Below are 16,046 nucleotides of genomic sequence, written 5' to 3'. Positions count from 1 at the left end.
AACCTGACAAAAACAATCATTAACCAAACCCAAAAACAAGAGTATGAAAAATGCACTCTCAAAAAACCCTAAGAATTTAAGGTTGCAGACAGTACTTGAAAAAAGCATAAAGGCAACACTGTTTTCATTGTTGTCCGTGACTTTTCAAATTACGACCGCAGCTCCCTCAAAAGAAATCTCCTTAAACAAAACCAGCTTACTTGCCTTTCAAAAAATGGTGAAAGGTAAAGTTGTAGACGATAAAGGAATTCCAATTCCTGGTGTAAACGTTATTATAAAAGGATCTAAGACCGGTGTTCAGACCGATATCGATGGAAGCTTTGCTATTGAAGTACCCAATGCCAATACGATTTTAGTATTTTCTTTCTTAGGAATGCAGGATCAGGAAATCCCTGCCGGGAATGGTACTGTTAAAGTAGTCATGAAAGAAGCCGGACAACAAATGGATGAAGTTGTTGTGGTAGGATACAGCAAAGTAAAAAAAGAGAGCTTAACCGGATCTCTGCAAACTTTAGACAATAAAAAATTATTGGATGTTACCACTTCTAATGTCGAAAACTTACTGGCTGGAAAAGCAACCGGAGTTTTTGTAAGTACAAGTGGTGGTCAGCCCGGAGCTCCGTCAAAAGTAGTTATCAGAGGTAGAAGTACCGTAAACGGAAGCACCGACCCTCTTTGGGTAGTAGACGGTGTTATAGTTGGAAACAGTTCTCCAACGATGAACCCTTCTGATATCGAAACTTTAACCGTTCTTAAAGATGCAGCTTCTACGGCAGTTTATGGTTCGCAAGGTGCCAATGGAGTAGTTGTAGTAACGACAAAAAGCGGTAAAGCAGGTAAGGCAACCATAAACTTCTCTGCAAAAACAGCTTTGGCTACTATAAATTCAGGGAATTTTAAAATCATGAACGGATCTGAATTGTATGACTTATATGATTCTTTCCCAAACAAACAAATTTTTCAAAATGCTTCATGGTGGACTCCTGAATTAAGAAACAAAAACTACGATTGGTGGAAAAATGCTACTCAAACCGGTATTGCTCAGGATTACAACCTGTCAATCAGTGGTGGTGGTGATAACTTTAAAAGTTATGTTTCCTTAGGAGTTTATGATGAAACAGGTGCTATCATTGGCTACGATTACAAAAGATACAACGGTTTGATGAAATTTGAATACAAACCAAATACCTGGTTGACCATAAGACCACAAATAAACTTAACAAAAGAAACAACTTACGACAAACAGCATTCTGTTGGAGACATCTACCGTAATCTTCCATGGGACAGCCCTTATTTGCCTGATGGAACATTGGTAGGAAATGCACCAAACCCAACCTGGGTAAACACCACCGGATCAAACTACCTGTATGATTTGCAATGGAATTTTTCTGAATCTCAAGATTACAATGTACGTTCAAATCTTGACTTCGATGTTAAATTAACCAAATGGCTGACTTTTGCATCGGTAAACAACTATATTTTTGGTAATGCCAATTCAACGTCTTATTCTGATCCGAGATCTTCATCAGGATTAGCGGTGAAAGGTAGAATTACAGACAACTTCAGTACTTTTAACAGAATTTATACCAACCAGTTATTAAAATTCAACACCAAAATTGACAAACACGACATCAATGCGATTGCCGGTTATGAGTGGAACGAATACAGTTCAAAATACAGTAACGCTACTGCTACAGGATTGCCTCCGGGAATCATTGTAACAGATCCGGCTGCAAAACCTGAAAAAGTAGAAGGAAACAGATCCGAGTGGGCAGTACAATCTTTACTGTCAAACGTTAACTATTCTTATGACAACAGGTATTTAGCGCAATTCTCTTTCCGTCGTGACGGAGCCTCTAACTTTGGAAAAAATGCACAATATGGTAACTTCTTCTCCATCAGTGGTGGATGGAATGTTCACAATGAAGCTTTCTTTAAAGTAAACTGGATCAACAACTTAAAACTAAGAGCCAGTTATGGTTCAGTAGGAAATCGTCCAAACAGTTTATACGGACACCTGCCATTGTATTCTTTCTCACAAAGTTACGACGAGAATCCGGGAGCTCTTATTTCGCAATTAGCGAATCCTGATTTAAGCTGGGAGAAAACATTTACTACTGGTGTAGGTTTAGACTTGAGAATTTTCGACAGAGTAAACATTACATTTGATTACTATAATAAAAACACATCCGACTTATTGTATTATGTACCGCTTCCGGGAGTTATTGGTGTAACGGGTATCTGGAGAAACGTTGGAGCTGTAAACAATAGAGGTTTTGAAACTTCTATCAATGTAGATATCATTAAAACCGAAAACCTAAGATGGTCATTTGATGCTAACATAGGCGTAAACAAAAACAAAGTAACGGCACTTTACGGAGATCGTCAGGAAATTATTGTAGGAGACGGTAGTGGTGCTGCAGGATCTGCTTCAAAATTGCTAAAACCGGGTACTGATGTAGACAGCTGGTACTTAACAGAATGGGCTGGTGTTGACCCTACAAACGGAAAACCACAATGGTTTACGACTAATGCTTCGGGAGAACGTGTAAAAACAAATGATTATGCGGATGCTTCAAAAAACAGAAAAACAATCGGAACTTATACTCCGGACTTCTTTGGAGGATTCTCTACCAGTTTAAACTATAGAAACTTTGATTTTGCAGCTGTTTTCAGCTACTCTGTTGGAGGACAAATTTACAACTATGCCCGTTCAGAGTTTGATTCAGATGGTGCTTATACTGACAGAAATCAAATGAACCTGCACAGTGGATGGAGCCGTTGGGAAAAACCGGGTGATATTGCAACACATCCGCAGGCTATCTATGACAATACCAGCCAATCTAATAAAGCTTCTTCCCGTTATCTTGAAACAGGTACCTACTTAAAAATGAGAAGTCTTTCTTTCGGTTACAACCTACCGCTTAAAAACATAAGCATCGCCAATTTAAGATTATTTGTAGCAGGAGAAAACTTATTTACCATCTCACACTTTTCAGGTGTAAATCCTGAGTTATCACCAAATTACAACAGTGCAACCGGACAATACGTAATTTCTGGAGTGGCTACACAAGTATATCCGCAAACCAGAAGAATAACTCTTGGACTTAATCTAACACTTTAAAAAGAAACAAAACATGAAAAAGATATTAATATTAGGTATCGCAATTAGTTTACTGTCCTCATGTGAGTTAGACAGAGAGCCATTTGGATCATATACACAAGACAAAATACAACAGGATAAAGAAGCTTCAATCGAAGTTTTACTTAACGGATGTTACGCACAATTAAAAGGCTGGTCGGATGTCATGCACCGCGTAGGAGAATATCCGGGAGACAACATCATGATTAGAGGAACTTCTACGGACTCGTTTTACTCTTTTATTTCCTATCAGCACATTCCGGATAATGGCCGATTGTCTACTTTTTGGAACAACGGTTATAAAATCGTTTCACAGTCAAGTGATTTGATCAAAATCATCCCTGAAGGAGAAAGCCCGGCTGTTGACCAACAATTAGGAGAAGCTTACTATTTAAGAGGTATGATTTATTTTTACCTGTGCCGTACTTACGGAAGACCTTATGCGCAGTCGCCTGAAACCAATTTAGGTGTACCGCTTGTAAACGGTTTGCCGGCCGATATTGCTAACCTGAGACTTCCGGACCGTTCTACTGTAAAAGCAACTTACGAACAGGCTGTAAATGATTTGAAAAAAGCAGAAGCTCTGATGAGCGTAGGAAAAGCAGCTACTTATGCAACCAAAGAAGCGGCTCAGGCCATGCTTTCAAGAGTGTATTTGTACATGAGTGGTACCTATGAAACGCCAAATCAGGAGTATGCAACACTTTCTATTGATTATGCCAAAAAAGTAATCATTAGCGGAAGATACAGCTTATTAAGCCGTGCGAACTTTATGAAATACAACACTTATGCGCCGGATTCTGCTGAACAAACAGAAACTATTTTTGCTATAAAAAGAGTTGCTTCAGAATATTCCGGATTTGATCACTACTATGGTATTGGAGGAATGTATGCCAATATTCAGGGACAAGGATGGGGAGAAATGTATGCTAGTGGAGAATACCTTGACTTATTGAGAAAATCCGGATTGAAAAAAGATGCTCGTTGGGCTTTTATTGATCCGCAATATACCAAAGATGCGAGTGGAAATAAAACAGAAGCTTTCCGTTTTGTAGTGGATGTTTTCAATACTGCCGGTACACAAACCGGATACAATTATGTGCAGCAGCCTTTAAAAACAAAAGCTGATGGATCGTACTTTATTACCATTGGAACTACAGATTACAACCTTACTGCGGTAAACGCTGCCGATAACCAATACTCGATTGTATACCAAGGCAAAACCTATACGGGAGAGAAAGATTATATGATGCTTTTAAACCGTGTATATCCAATGTTTTACATCACAAAATGTTCTTTACAAAATAATGATTCACACCTGCACTCGCCTATCATCTCGAGATTAGCCGAAATGTACCTGAACATGGCCGAAGCTTATGCTAAAAAAGGAGATTATACCAATGCTTTGACCAACCTGAACATCATTCGTGAAAGATCAATTGTTGGCGGAGGTTATGCTTCTTTAAACAGCACAAACGCTGTACAGCGTATCGATGAAGAGCGTCAGTTAGAATTGGCTTTTGAAGCACATCGTGGTTACGACGTTTACAGAAACGGTCAAACGATGACACGCCGTTACCCTGGTCCTCATTTACCAATGAATGACGTTCCGGCTACGAGTTTACGTGTGGTACAATACATCCCGCAATCTGAAATTAATGCTTACCCTGGGACTTTAACACAAAACCCATAGTTTTTTATTTTATTGTTTGTTTTGAAGCCTCTCTAATTGGATCGATTAGAGAGGTATTTCAAAAATCCCCTCTTAAAGTATCATCGCTTAATCTCAAAAAATGAAAAATATACTGTACTTGTTTTTTGCTTCTTTTCTGGTCTCCACTTCCTGCGCTGGCAGCAATGATGATGCATCGCCGATAAGTGAAACCATAGAAAACCCAAAAACAACCATTTCCCTGCCCCTTGGAGGAAATGCATATAGTTCCAAACACTTAGACGGAAGTAATACGATTACTGACAACGGTATAGAGAACTGGACCGACTCTGGTGAGTTTTTCACCGCTTATTTCAGAATTTCTAAACCCGGAACATTTCAAATTACAGTAGAAGAATCTGTTCAGGTGTATGGAAAATCGGAATTAGAATTCTCAATCGATAACGAATCCAAAAAAGTAAATTTCACCACTTCAAAAAAGGCTGTTATAGCAGGAACCTGGAACCTTAAAAAAGAAGGATACATTGCGGTCAGAATAAAAGGAATCAGTAAAACCGGCGATCGTTTCCCGTCTATTAGTCGTTTAACGATTGCAAGTGCTGATTTTGATGGCAAAATCTCTTATGTGCCTAACAACGAAGGAGCTTTTTACCACTGGGGACGCCGTGGACCTTCTGTTCATTTAAACTATCAGGTACCTGAAAACACCAACACCGAGTGGTACTACAACGAAATTACCGTTCCTCAAAACGAGGACAAAATTGGATCTTACTTTATGGCAAATGGTTTTGGAGAAGGCTACTTTGGAATTCAGGTCAACTCAGCCACCGAAAGAAGAATTTTATTTTCGGTATGGAGTCCGTTTACGACCGATGATCCTGCCAGCATTCCCGAAACGCACAAAATTAAACTGCTGAAAAAAGGAGAAAATGTACACACTGGCGAATTCGGAAATGAAGGTTCGGGAGGGCAAAGCTATCTGAAATACAACTGGAAAGCCGGAAACACCTACAAGTTTTTACTTCGCGGATTCCCAGCGGGTAATAACACCACCACTTATACCGCTTATTTTTATGCTCCGGAATTGAATAAATGGCTGTTAATTGCCAGCTTTAACCGTCCGGAAACCAACACCTATTTAAAGAGATTCCATTCTTTTCTGGAAAACTTTATTCCCGAACAGGGCGATCTGTCCCGTAAAGTGCTTTTCAACAACCAATGGGTTTGTGATGATAAAGGCAATTGGTCTGAAATCGGTTCGGCACGATTCACCAACGACAATACCGGTGCAAAAGAATACAGAATGGATTTTGCCGGAGGTACCGAAAATGGTTTCTTCTATCTAAAAAATGGAGGTTTTTTTAATGATTATACCACGCCAAAAACTATTTTTACAAAAGCTTTAACCAATAAAAAACCCGAAATCAATTTCAGCACATTACCTTAAAAAATACTCACAAAACAATAATCCCTGATAATCGGATTTTAGATTATCAATCATTTCAAATCAAATTAAACTATTATGAAAACTAGCATTTTAAAATTCATGTTAGCCGCCTGTATTCTGTTTGGAGGAACAAACGCATCGGCACAAATGATTAAAACCAAAACACCAGCTCGTGCAAAAGGTCAAACCGACGTTTTACGTTTGGCAACAACACCAATACCTACCGTTCGTGTTGCCTTTATAGGTCTCGGAATGCGTGGCCCTGGAGCAGTAGAGCGTATGACACATATTCCGGGTGTAGAAATTGTCGCTTTGTGCGATATGACACAGGAAAACACTTCTAAAGCAAACGAAACTTTAACCAAAGCAGGATTTCCTAAAGCGCAGGAATTTTACGGTGACGAAAATGCCTGGAGAAAAGTGACCGCTTTACCAAATGTTGATTTAGTATATGTTGCTACCGACTGGAAACATCACGCGATTATTGGTGTACAGGCAATGAAAGACGGTAAACACGTAGCCATAGAAGTTCCCGGAGCAATGACAATGGAAGAAATCTGGCAACTTATTGATACTTCTGAGAAAACCCGTAAACACTGTATGCAGCTTGAAAACTGTGTGTACGATTTCTTCGAACTTACGACATTAAACATGGCGCAGCAAGGTTTATTTGGAGAAATTCTTCACGCAGAAGGATCTTACATTCACGGACTTCAGCCTTTCTGGGGAGAATACTGGAACAACTGGAGAATGGATTACAACATCAAACACCGTGGCGACATTTATGCGACACATGGTATGGGGCCGGCTTGTCAGGCTTTGAACATTCACCGTGGAGATAAAATGAACTTCTTAGTTTCTATGGATACTAAAGCAGTTGGAAATCCGGCATACATCAAAGAAAAATCCGGAAAAGAAATCAAAGATTTTAGAAATGGTGACCACACCATGACTATGATTCGTACTGAAAACGGAAAAACAATCCAGATCCAGCACGATGTTACTTCTCCTCGTCCGTACAGCAGAATGTACCAATTAAGCGGTACTAAAGGTTTTGCTAACAAATATCCGTTAGAAGGATATGCTTTAGACGGTAAAGAGCTTGGTGACGATGTAAAACCAAATCACGAAAAATTAAGCGCACACTCTTTTGTTCCGGCAGATGTGAAAAAAGCATTAATGGAAAAATACAAACACCCAATCGTAAAGAACATCGAAGAGCAGGCTAAAAAAGTAGGTGGTCACGGTGGAATGGATTTCGTAATGGATTACCGTTTGATTTACTGTCTGCAAAAAGGACTTCCATTAGACATGGACGTTTATGATTTAGCCGAGTGGTCTTGTTTAGGGCCTTTAACAGAGATTTCTCTTGACAACGGTTCAGCTCCTGTAGAAATTCCTGATTTTACACGTGGCGGATGGAACAAGTTGAAAAAATTAGAGTTTTCAGAATAAATTTATTGGTTAGTTAGTAGAAACAAGAGGGCGCGATTTATAGTGCTCTCTTGTTCATTATAGCCAACACTAATTAAAATAAAAAGATGAAAAAAATATATTTTACATTGTTGTTTTTGTTTGTCTTCTTTGGTGCATCGGCACAGGAGAAACAAAGTTTTGCTATAGCCAATGGAAATTTCCTGCTCAACGGAAAACCCATACAAATTCATTCGGGAGAAATGCACTACTCCCGTATTCCTCAGCCCTACTGGCGTCATCGCTTAAAGATGATGAAAGCAATGGGTTTAAATGCCGTGGCCACCTATGTATTTTGGAACTACCATGAAACGGCTCCCGGAATCTGGGACTTCAAAACCGGAAATAAAAACCTGGCCGAATACATTAAAACCGCTCAGGAAGAGGGTTTATTCGTCATTTTACGCCCGGGCCCGTATGTGTGTGCCGAATGGGAATTTGGAGGTTATCCGTGGTTCCTGCAAAACGTACCCAATATGGTCATTCGCGGAAACAACACCGCCTATCTGGCCGCAACTAAAGCCTATTTTACCCAACTGTACCATCAGGTTAAAGATTTACAAATCACCAAAGGAGGCCCAATTATCATGGTTCAGGGGGAGAATGAATTTGGGTCGTATGTAGCACAACGCAAAGACATTCCGCTTGACGAGCATAAAAAATACAGTGCTGCCGTTTTTCAGCAACTAAAAGATATTGGTTTCGAAGTTCCGTTTTTTACTTCTGACGGAAGCTGGTTGTTTGAAGGCGGAGCCTTGCCGGGTGCGCTGCCAACAGCAAATGGCGAAAGTGATATTGCGAAACTAAAAAAAGTGGTCAATCAGTTCAATAATGGACAGGGACCGTATATGGTGGCCGAATTTTATCCGGGCTGGCTCGATCATTGGGCAGAACCTTTCCCAACACAAACTCCCGAGGAAACCGTAAGCCAAACTCAAAAATATTTGGACAATCAGGTTTCATTCAACTACTATATGGTGCATGGAGGAACTAACTTTGGCTTTACTTCGGGAGCCAATTATGACAAGGAACATGACATTCAGCCCGACATGACTTCTTATGATTACGATGCTCCAATTAGCGAAGCGGGTTGGGCAACTCCAAAATACAATGCGTTAAGAGCGCTGCTCAAAACAAATGAAACTCCGGCTGTTCCGGCAAAAATGCCTGTCATCACTATTCCGAATATAGCCTTAACAAAAGTTGTTGATTTAGCCGATTTAAAAGCTAAAATTACCCCTATAATTGCCGATAATCCTTTAACCTTCGAACAGCTCAATCAGGGAGACGGTTATGTTTGGTACAGCAAACGTTTTACCCAGCCTATTAGCGGAAAACTGGAACTAAACGGATTACGCGATTATGCTGTGGTGTATGTCAACGGGAAAAAAGTAGCCGAGTTAAACCGCTATTATAAAAAATACGATTGCGAGATTGAAGTTCCCTTTAACGCGACATTGGATATTTTGGTAGAGAATATGGGACGTATCAATTACGGGTCTCAGATTAATGCCAACAACAAAGGCATTATCAGTCCTGTATTGATCAATGGCGAAACCATTACCGGAAACTGGAAAATGTATAAATTACCAATGGCACAGGAACCGGATCTAACGGCTTACAAAAACTCAGGAAAAACCGACCGTCCTACCTTGTATCAGGGAACTTTTAATTTGAGTAAAACCGGAGATACCTTCCTGGACCTGCGCGACTGGGGCAAAGGTATTGTTTTTGTAAACGGAATCAACATTGGGCGTTACTGGAGTGTTGGCCCACAGCAAACACTGTATGTACCGGGTTGCTGGCTTAAAAAAGGCAAAAACACCATACTGATCTTTGAACAGAAAAACGGAAAAATGCAAAAGGACATCAAAACAATCCTTACGCCAATTTTAGAAGAACTAAAACCCGAAAACGGACAATAAACACTTCTCTTTTTCCCATAAAAAAGGGGCTGTCCGAAAAGTATGAACTTCCTCTTATTATGTTATTGTTTAAAACCTCTATTTTAGTTCGACGCGGATAAAACAGATTTACTTCGTAAAAACGCGAATAAAAACAGATTTTTTTCCTCATTTAAAAGTTTTTTAATTTTTAGAATCCGTTTTTATCAGTGTCTTCGCGATAGCGAATCTGTCAAATCAGCGTTGAATTAAGACGTATAATTTTTGCCGACCAAATAAACTGCTTTTGGATTATAATTCAATCTAGATTATTTATAAAAAAAGGCTGTCCTTACTTTTCGGACAGCCTCTTTCGGTTTTAACACTTAACTAAATTACTCCTATTAAAAGTAATTTCTTTTCTATTTCAGTTCTTCAACTGAAAAATATTTTGAGATTCTTATCCGTAACAATTCCATCAGGCGTTAGATTACTGTGTACTCATAAAACCTAATAATCATCACTTATTTGTTGCCAATCTGTACCATCGCTTTGCAAGCCATAAATTCTTTCTCTTGCTATAGTAGTAATACTACCACTTCCTACCCTTCCTATAAATGGCGATATGGTTATAGCAATACCTGACAAATTCTTAATGATATAATTCCTTCCCTTACACGTATTGGCTGCAGGTAATGTGACCGCTGTACCCGTATAAGTTCCAGATTTTAGAATAAGGGTGTAATCGTTCTCGGTTAAAGTGGTACTGGCGGTTACTGCTCTTATGGGTAAAGAAACCGACCCGCCCACCTGCAAAACCGAATTGGCCACTGCTCCATTGGTCATTATACCTACTCTAACGGTACTGGTTGTACCAGATCCCTGCCCTTGTAGGCGCATCATCTCAGTTGTAACACCAACACCAGTACCATAATTGCTATTTTTAAATACAATAGGCTCGGTACCGTCGTCTCCGATAATAAATTCTAAAGAACCATTATCATTGGTGCCTGCAGATCCCATTTCAAAAAAATCACTGAAGCCAACACCTGGGGCAGCAGCTCCTTTTATCCTAAAATTCCCCTCTGTGGTTGTATAAATAATAGGTTTAAAATTGGGAGCTACGGAAGCTTCAAATTGTAAAGCCGAGACTCCGTTGCCTTTCAGATAGGCCATGTATTGATTTGCATTGGAGGCCTCTGGACGTCCTGAATCCACTAACCCCAAAGTACCGCGTTTTCCCAATTCAAGAATAGAAGTATTATTAGAAGCCAAAGCTACTTTTATGTCATTGGTCGTTCCTAATAAACTGGTGGCTGTTGCATTTGAATTGCCATTTAAGCTCCAGTCATTTTCATTTCCGATCAAAGAAAGGGTTCCATTGCTCAAACCAATATACAATTGTTTGGTGTCGGAAGTGAGATACAAATCGCCCAGTCCGGCATTGGTAATCGTTGGAGCCAATGCCGAAGTGGTACTAATTTGCGAACGGGCAATGGTACTGATGAGTATTACTAAAAATAGAATTTTAATCTTCATTTTTTCTTCAATCTATTTGATTCTTTTTACAAGTAATGATGATCCGTTATTGACCATCGTTAAAGCTAAAACAGCAGCTGTAGAAGCGTAGGTACGCCCTTTTACTTTAATTACAGTAGAGGCTGTTGTTGTTACTATTGTTTTAGTCACCGAAACGGTGTTTTTATCCACAACACTATTTCTGGCATAGGTATAAGCTCGTGTACCCGGTGATTCTGTACCCGCAACCTCTAAGTAAAATTCTCCTCCCGATCTTTCATTGTTATTGGCATCTGTACTTACTCTGTAGGTTATCTCATAACGGCCCTTTTTTTTAATGGTGACAGAAGTTCCATTTACAGAGAAGTCTGAAGTATCAACAATTCCCGAATCACTAAAAACAATGTCTGAAAAGGCACCCGCAAGTGTCTGCGAAGTAGATGGGCTGCCAATATAGAGTTCGGCAAGGTTTCCTATTCCCTGCTCTATAGTGACCAAAGTTCCCTTATTGTCAACTACTTTGGCAGTTTGCGCATAACCTAAATTACAGACGACTGCAAGAAAAACCATCAAAACATTGCATTTAAGAGACATATTTAAATTTTATAAAAAAGTTATCTAATGTATTGAACTTCAATAATATCACCAGCATACATTGGCAAGTCGGCTGCGCTATAGGTAATGGTAACTTTAGCTGCTGTTGCCACAAAATCTGTCCCTGATCTTAATTTAATACCGTTTCTAAAAACAAATAATTTAGCATCTGTGGTTCCGGCTGCCAAAGCTGGTAAACCCACTACAGCGACATCTACATTCGCGGCGGCATTGGCTACTTGTGTATACTCTACTCTGATTCCGCTCACTAAATTGTCTGCTGCCATTTTTTTGGTAGCCCCAGTGGCTTCGTCTCTTACCAATAAAGTCCAGCCTGTACCTGTTCCGCCATGGATCGATCCTGTCGTGGCATTTGCAGATGCGGCACCTGTTTCTAAAGCAATACCATCCAAAGCAAATGCTTTTCCGTTAACGTCTATATACGTATTATCCGTCAACTGTCCTCCTAATTGCCAGGTGGTGGTGGTAACATCGCCAGTTGTATTTACAATTTGTGAAATACCGTTATTGGATTGAAAATACCTTATGGTACCTTTATTATCCACCACTTTAATCGCTTTCGTTCCTTTGGCTACATCTTTAGTCGATTGTGCATTTAGGGCGTTAATTCCAAGCATAAATACCGTAAAAAGCGCGCATTTAAATAATTTTGTTCTCATTTTCTTCTGTTTTAATTATTGATTTAAAGTTTAAGGTTTTCTATTAATAAATCAGTACAATTCGTACTTCATCGTTTTGGTAACAAACAGCACTGGGCTCTAATTTTATAGTTCCGGGTTTTACGATCGAAAAATCTACTCTAATACCATTCCGATAGACGTTTACTTTTTCGGGATCCGAAATGGGCGATACCGGTGTAAACTCTGCCTGACCGTCTTTGGCGATAAACAATTCCTGTTTTTCCTGCACAAAGGAATTTGTTGCCACTTTTTTCAGCGTTCCTTTCGTTTTATCTACGACTACAAATTCGTCGGTTTTTAAATCTCCGGTTTCCAAACCCTTTAGGGCCAATGTATTTGATGCTGTGGTTGTGAGTGTAGTGGGGATTTGTAATGCACCTCCTAATTGTAGTTTTCCGTTAGACATGGTCAGACCGTTCTCGGCTGCTACTGACAAATTATCACCTGTGATCGCTATTCTGTTCCATTTGTTATTGGACCAGTAATAATATCCGGGTGTGATATCTGCAGCTGTTGCGGTGTTGTAGACTAATAAACTTTCCACATTACCGCTTTTAATGGTAGTTAAATCTTTGCTTCCCACTAATGCAATTCTTGGAATAAGAACCCCTCTATTTGCTGAAACGATATCAAGCATTGCCGAATTATCGGGATTAGAATTTCCGATCCCTACCTGACTATAGGAGAGATTACATAACAGTAGTAAAATGGGAATAAATAGTAATTTTCGACACATCTTGTTTGATTTTGCATTAAGTAATTTCTTCAAATTCACCTAAATCTTATACAAGTGTACTGCAAAAAACAGATTGAAATTCCGTCAAATTAATAAGCGCCAGCTACATTGATATATGTGTATCTCAATAGTTCATAAATGGTTTAGCAGTACTGATCAGCTATCAACTTTACGCATTTGGGTTTGAAGTTGCAGTTCGCTTTTTTCCATAAAAAAAGCCCCCAAATAGTGTCTGACTATTTGGGGGCAATACGTGTAAATATCTTTCGGTTTTACCGCTTCAAACTACTTCCAGTTAAAAGTAATATTCTTTTCTATTTCAGTGTTTAAACTTAAAAATACAGGGCAGGTCATTGCCGCACGTTCCAAAATCGTTTTGCTTTTTTCATCGGCATCACCTTTCATTTCAAAAACAATTTCAATGGCTCCGATACGTCTTGGTTCTGCATTCATTATTTTGGTTACCTCGGCAGTGGAGTCGATTAAATTGACGTTCAAATCACGGGCTTTAATTCCCATAATCGTCATCATACAACTGGCTAAAGCATTGGCAACTGTATCTGTTGGAGAAAAAGCTTCTCCTTTTCCGTTATTGTCTACCGGTGCATCCGAAATGATTTCACTTCCGGATTGCACATGGATTGATTTTGTTCTTAAATCGCCTAAATAGGTTACTTTTGATGTCATTAATTTGCTACTTTTAAAGTTAAATCATTATCGTAATATAAGATGTAGACCCCTTTGTTGGCGTGCCCTCCATCTTCTTTTTTATAAAATTGAAATTTATTGTCAACTTGTTCGGTTGTCATTAAATCGGCTGTTTCCTGATAGGTTTTTCCCTGAACCAAACGCATCATGGTATCAAAAGTAACGTCAAACCCTCTGGTAGCGTAGGTATTTGGATTTACTTTATTCTTCAATCGATACTCTTTCTCAAAAATCAAAACCGACGGTTCGTCGCTGTCACGCGTAACAGACGGATACATCAATTTTAGTTTTATCAAACTGTCAAAACTAATTTCATCTGAGTCCAGCGTACTGTTTGGCTCTAAAACAACCAATTGTACCTGACAGGTTTTTTGAGCATCCAACAACGCTTTTATAGTGGTTCTAACCATGGCAGTATTGGCGGTTTCCATTACCACATAGTTCACTCGGTTTGGCAATAATAAGCTTTTTAAATTGGCCACGTCCAAAGCTCCGGTTTCTGTCAGACTGGCAAACACAACTCCTTTTTGGTTTTGCTTGATGTAACTGATAACAGATTCTTTCTTTTTATCGACCACCGCAACGATGTTTCCATTTTTGCCGCGCATGTACTCAAACATAGCATTTCTAACCATATCGTTTGACGGAATGGTCTGATACAAATTATCGATCGGGTTGGCTTTATCTTTTGACAATGGCGAAATCACCGGAATATTATACAAACGCAAGGTATTGGCCGTAGATTCGGCATTACTCTGATAAAAAGGTCCCACTACAGCATTGGCATCCTGTAATTTGTTTTGCGCTATTAAACCCGAAACATTGGAACTGTTTTTGGTTTCCTGAGAATCATAAATGGCAACATCTATTGGTAATTTTAGAGTTCTCGCAGAATCGATTGCCATCAACGCTCCCGAATAAAAATCAAGAGTCATGTTGAGGAATTTATCATTTTTAATTCTGGTAGCCGAACTGGTGGTGTCGTTTTGCATTTTAGCCAAATTAAACGGCAACAATAAAACCAGTTTTTGACGCTCTGTTTGTCCACGTTTTTTAGTCAGTTCAACCACTTCAGGATTTACAGAAACGGTTTCCGATTTTACTTTGTCTATAATTTGTATCCCGCCTGTGCTTTTATTTTCGACTGCTTTTTCAATCGTTTGCTGTGGCTGTTCCTGCTTTTCCTGTACAACAATAGGTGTTGGCGCTAAATATCCTGCCGGAACTTTTAAGACCATTCCTTCTTTAACTCCTTCCGAAAGTGCCGGATTCAAAGCCGTTAATTCTTCCTGAGTAATATGAAAAGTGTGTGTTAAACTATAAAAAGTTTCTTTTGGCTTTACCTGATAGTCCATATAAGAAACTGCTTTTTTCACAGGTTCTGCCGCTTTTTTAACTTCTGCCGGTTTAGCCACATGAGCCGCAGGTTGAGCCGAAACCTCCGTTTTAGGAGCCGTTCCTTTTATCGTCAAACGATACCCAACCGGTAAATTGGAAACAATCTCAGGATTGCGTTTTTCCAATTCTTCAATGGTCATTCCGAATTGTTTTGCGATCGAAAACTTAGTTTCTTTGGCCACCACATCATGATAAACGTATTTTTCAGGAGCTGCCGATTTCGTTTTGGCAGGAGTCAAAGCTGCTGCTTTTACCGCACTTCCTTTTGACGGTATCGTAAGAGTCTGCCCAATTTGCAAACCGTCTTTTACCAAAAATGGATTGGCTGCTTTTAAAGCTTCATCCGAAACATTATATTTTTTCTCAATGCCAAACAAAGTCTCTTTGGGCTGTACTTCATGCGTAGTCGTTTTTCCCGGGTTGGAGCTCTTGGCTGCAGCAACCTCAGTTTTAACCGCCGCTTTCGTACCGGAGGTTGGAATCAATAAAACCGTATTCGGTTTAACACCATTTCTGGCATCCGGATTTAGTGAATAAATATCATAAGGCGTAACCTTAAATTTTACGGCAATCTGATTAATAGTTTCTCCGCCTGAAACCGTATACTTCACCACTTTTTCTTGTGAAAATGCGGAACTGGTTGCAAAAAAAATCAGAGACAATAATGTTGAATAATATTTCATAATAAAGCTTAAAACAATTTAATTTCAATTTCAATAACAAGTTACAAAATTCTCTTTAAAGCAAGATTCCTGCCAGTTATTATTTCTGCAC

The 16,046-nt window shown here is 39.3% G+C and carries 11 protein-coding genes; 5 read left to right on the top strand and 6 right to left on the bottom strand.

All coding sequences use genetic code 11. The annotated features are described in order from the left end of the window. The first annotated feature begins 43 nt into the window (after positions 1–43). The 5 genes from OLM61_RS14595 (at position 44) to OLM61_RS14575 (ending at position 9,659) form a co-directional block, all read left to right on the top strand. The gene (locus tag OLM61_RS14595) at positions 44–3,124 is read left to right on the top strand and encodes a SusC/RagA family TonB-linked outer membrane protein (protein ID WP_264523368.1); all 3,081 of its coding nucleotides are present in this window, start codon (positions 44–46) and stop codon (positions 3,122–3,124) included. Positions 3,125–3,137: 13 nt separating this feature from the next. After that, positions 3,138–4,835, top strand: a complete 1,698-nt coding sequence (locus tag OLM61_RS14590; RefSeq protein ID WP_264523367.1) for a RagB/SusD family nutrient uptake outer membrane protein — start codon at positions 3,138–3,140, stop codon at positions 4,833–4,835. Between the two features lie 100 nt (positions 4,836–4,935). Beyond that, a complete protein-coding gene (locus OLM61_RS14585) occupies positions 4,936–6,261 on the top strand; it encodes a DUF3472 domain-containing protein (RefSeq protein ID WP_264523366.1) in 1,326 nt (441 codons plus the stop codon). Between the two features lie 99 nt (positions 6,262–6,360). Beyond that, complete coding sequence (locus tag OLM61_RS14580) at positions 6,361–7,716, top strand: Gfo/Idh/MocA family protein (RefSeq protein ID WP_264526387.1); 1,356 nt, start codon at positions 6,361–6,363, stop codon at positions 7,714–7,716. A gap of 86 nt (positions 7,717–7,802) precedes the next feature. Then, positions 7,803–9,659, top strand: a complete 1,857-nt coding sequence (locus OLM61_RS14575) for a glycoside hydrolase family 35 protein (RefSeq protein ID WP_264523365.1) — start codon at positions 7,803–7,805, stop codon at positions 9,657–9,659. Positions 9,660–10,127: 468 nt separating this feature from the next. Here the strand turns inward: OLM61_RS14575 and OLM61_RS14570 are convergent, their stop codons facing one another. The 6 genes from OLM61_RS14570 to OLM61_RS14545 all read right to left on the bottom strand — a co-directional run bounded on the left by OLM61_RS14570 (position 10,128) and on the right by OLM61_RS14545 (position 15,955). Continuing rightward, a complete protein-coding gene (locus OLM61_RS14570; protein WP_264523364.1) occupies positions 10,128–11,156 on the bottom strand; it encodes a hypothetical protein in 1,029 nt (342 codons plus the stop codon). A gap of 12 nt (positions 11,157–11,168) precedes the next feature. Then, entirely contained in the window at positions 11,169–11,729 is a 561-nt protein-coding gene (locus OLM61_RS14565; RefSeq protein ID WP_264523363.1) for a hypothetical protein, read from the bottom strand. Between the two features lie 20 nt (positions 11,730–11,749). Continuing rightward, positions 11,750–12,409: a hypothetical protein gene (locus OLM61_RS14560; RefSeq protein ID WP_264523362.1), complete on the bottom strand. Its 660-nt coding sequence runs from the start codon at positions 12,407–12,409 to the stop codon at positions 11,750–11,752. Positions 12,410–12,452: 43 nt separating this feature from the next. Beyond that, on the bottom strand, positions 12,453–13,199 hold the full coding sequence (locus OLM61_RS14555; protein WP_264523361.1) for a hypothetical protein: 747 nt from the start codon (positions 13,197–13,199) through the stop codon (positions 12,453–12,455). 252 nt (positions 13,200–13,451) lie between these two features. Then, the gene (locus OLM61_RS14550; RefSeq protein ID WP_264523360.1) at positions 13,452–13,853 is read right to left on the bottom strand and encodes an OsmC family protein; all 402 of its coding nucleotides are present in this window, start codon (positions 13,851–13,853) and stop codon (positions 13,452–13,454) included. Continuing rightward, positions 13,853–15,955: a LysM peptidoglycan-binding domain-containing protein gene (locus OLM61_RS14545; protein WP_264523359.1), complete on the bottom strand. Its 2,103-nt coding sequence runs from the start codon at positions 15,953–15,955 to the stop codon at positions 13,853–13,855. Before OLM61_RS14545 ends, OLM61_RS14550 begins: the two co-directional genes overlap by 1 nt. Positions 15,956–16,046 lie beyond the last annotated feature (91 nt).

This window comes from Flavobacterium sp. N502536, from assembly GCF_025947345.1.
GTDB lineage: Bacteria > Bacteroidota > Bacteroidia > Flavobacteriales > Flavobacteriaceae > Flavobacterium.
The sequence above is the reverse complement of the archived record's forward strand: the minus strand, read 5'-3'. Positions and strand labels throughout refer to the sequence as shown.

What these genes read in the sequence shown, in the direction of transcription:
- OLM61_RS14595 (WP_264523368.1), top strand. Translation starts at nt 44, where the DNA reads ATGAAAAATGCACTCTCAAAAAACCCTAAGAATTTAAGGTTGCAGACA.
- OLM61_RS14590 (WP_264523367.1), top strand. Translation starts at nt 3,138, where the DNA reads ATGAAAAAGATATTAATATTAGGTATCGCAATTAGTTTACTGTCCTCA.
- OLM61_RS14585 (WP_264523366.1), top strand. Translation starts at nt 4,936, where the DNA reads ATGAAAAATATACTGTACTTGTTTTTTGCTTCTTTTCTGGTCTCCACT.
- OLM61_RS14580 (WP_264526387.1), top strand. Translation starts at nt 6,361, where the DNA reads ATGTTAGCCGCCTGTATTCTGTTTGGAGGAACAAACGCATCGGCACAA.
- OLM61_RS14575 (WP_264523365.1), top strand. Translation starts at nt 7,803, where the DNA reads ATGAAAAAAATATATTTTACATTGTTGTTTTTGTTTGTCTTCTTTGGT.
- OLM61_RS14570 (WP_264523364.1), bottom strand. Translation starts at nt 11,156, where the DNA reads ATGAAGATTAAAATTCTATTTTTAGTAATACTCATCAGTACCATTGCC.
- OLM61_RS14565 (WP_264523363.1), bottom strand. Translation starts at nt 11,729, where the DNA reads ATGTCTCTTAAATGCAATGTTTTGATGGTTTTTCTTGCAGTCGTCTGT.
- OLM61_RS14560 (WP_264523362.1), bottom strand. Translation starts at nt 12,409, where the DNA reads ATGAGAACAAAATTATTTAAATGCGCGCTTTTTACGGTATTTATGCTT.
- OLM61_RS14550 (WP_264523360.1), bottom strand. Translation starts at nt 13,853, where the DNA reads ATGACATCAAAAGTAACCTATTTAGGCGATTTAAGAACAAAATCAATC.
- OLM61_RS14545 (WP_264523359.1), bottom strand. Translation starts at nt 15,955, where the DNA reads ATGAAATATTATTCAACATTATTGTCTCTGATTTTTTTTGCAACCAGT.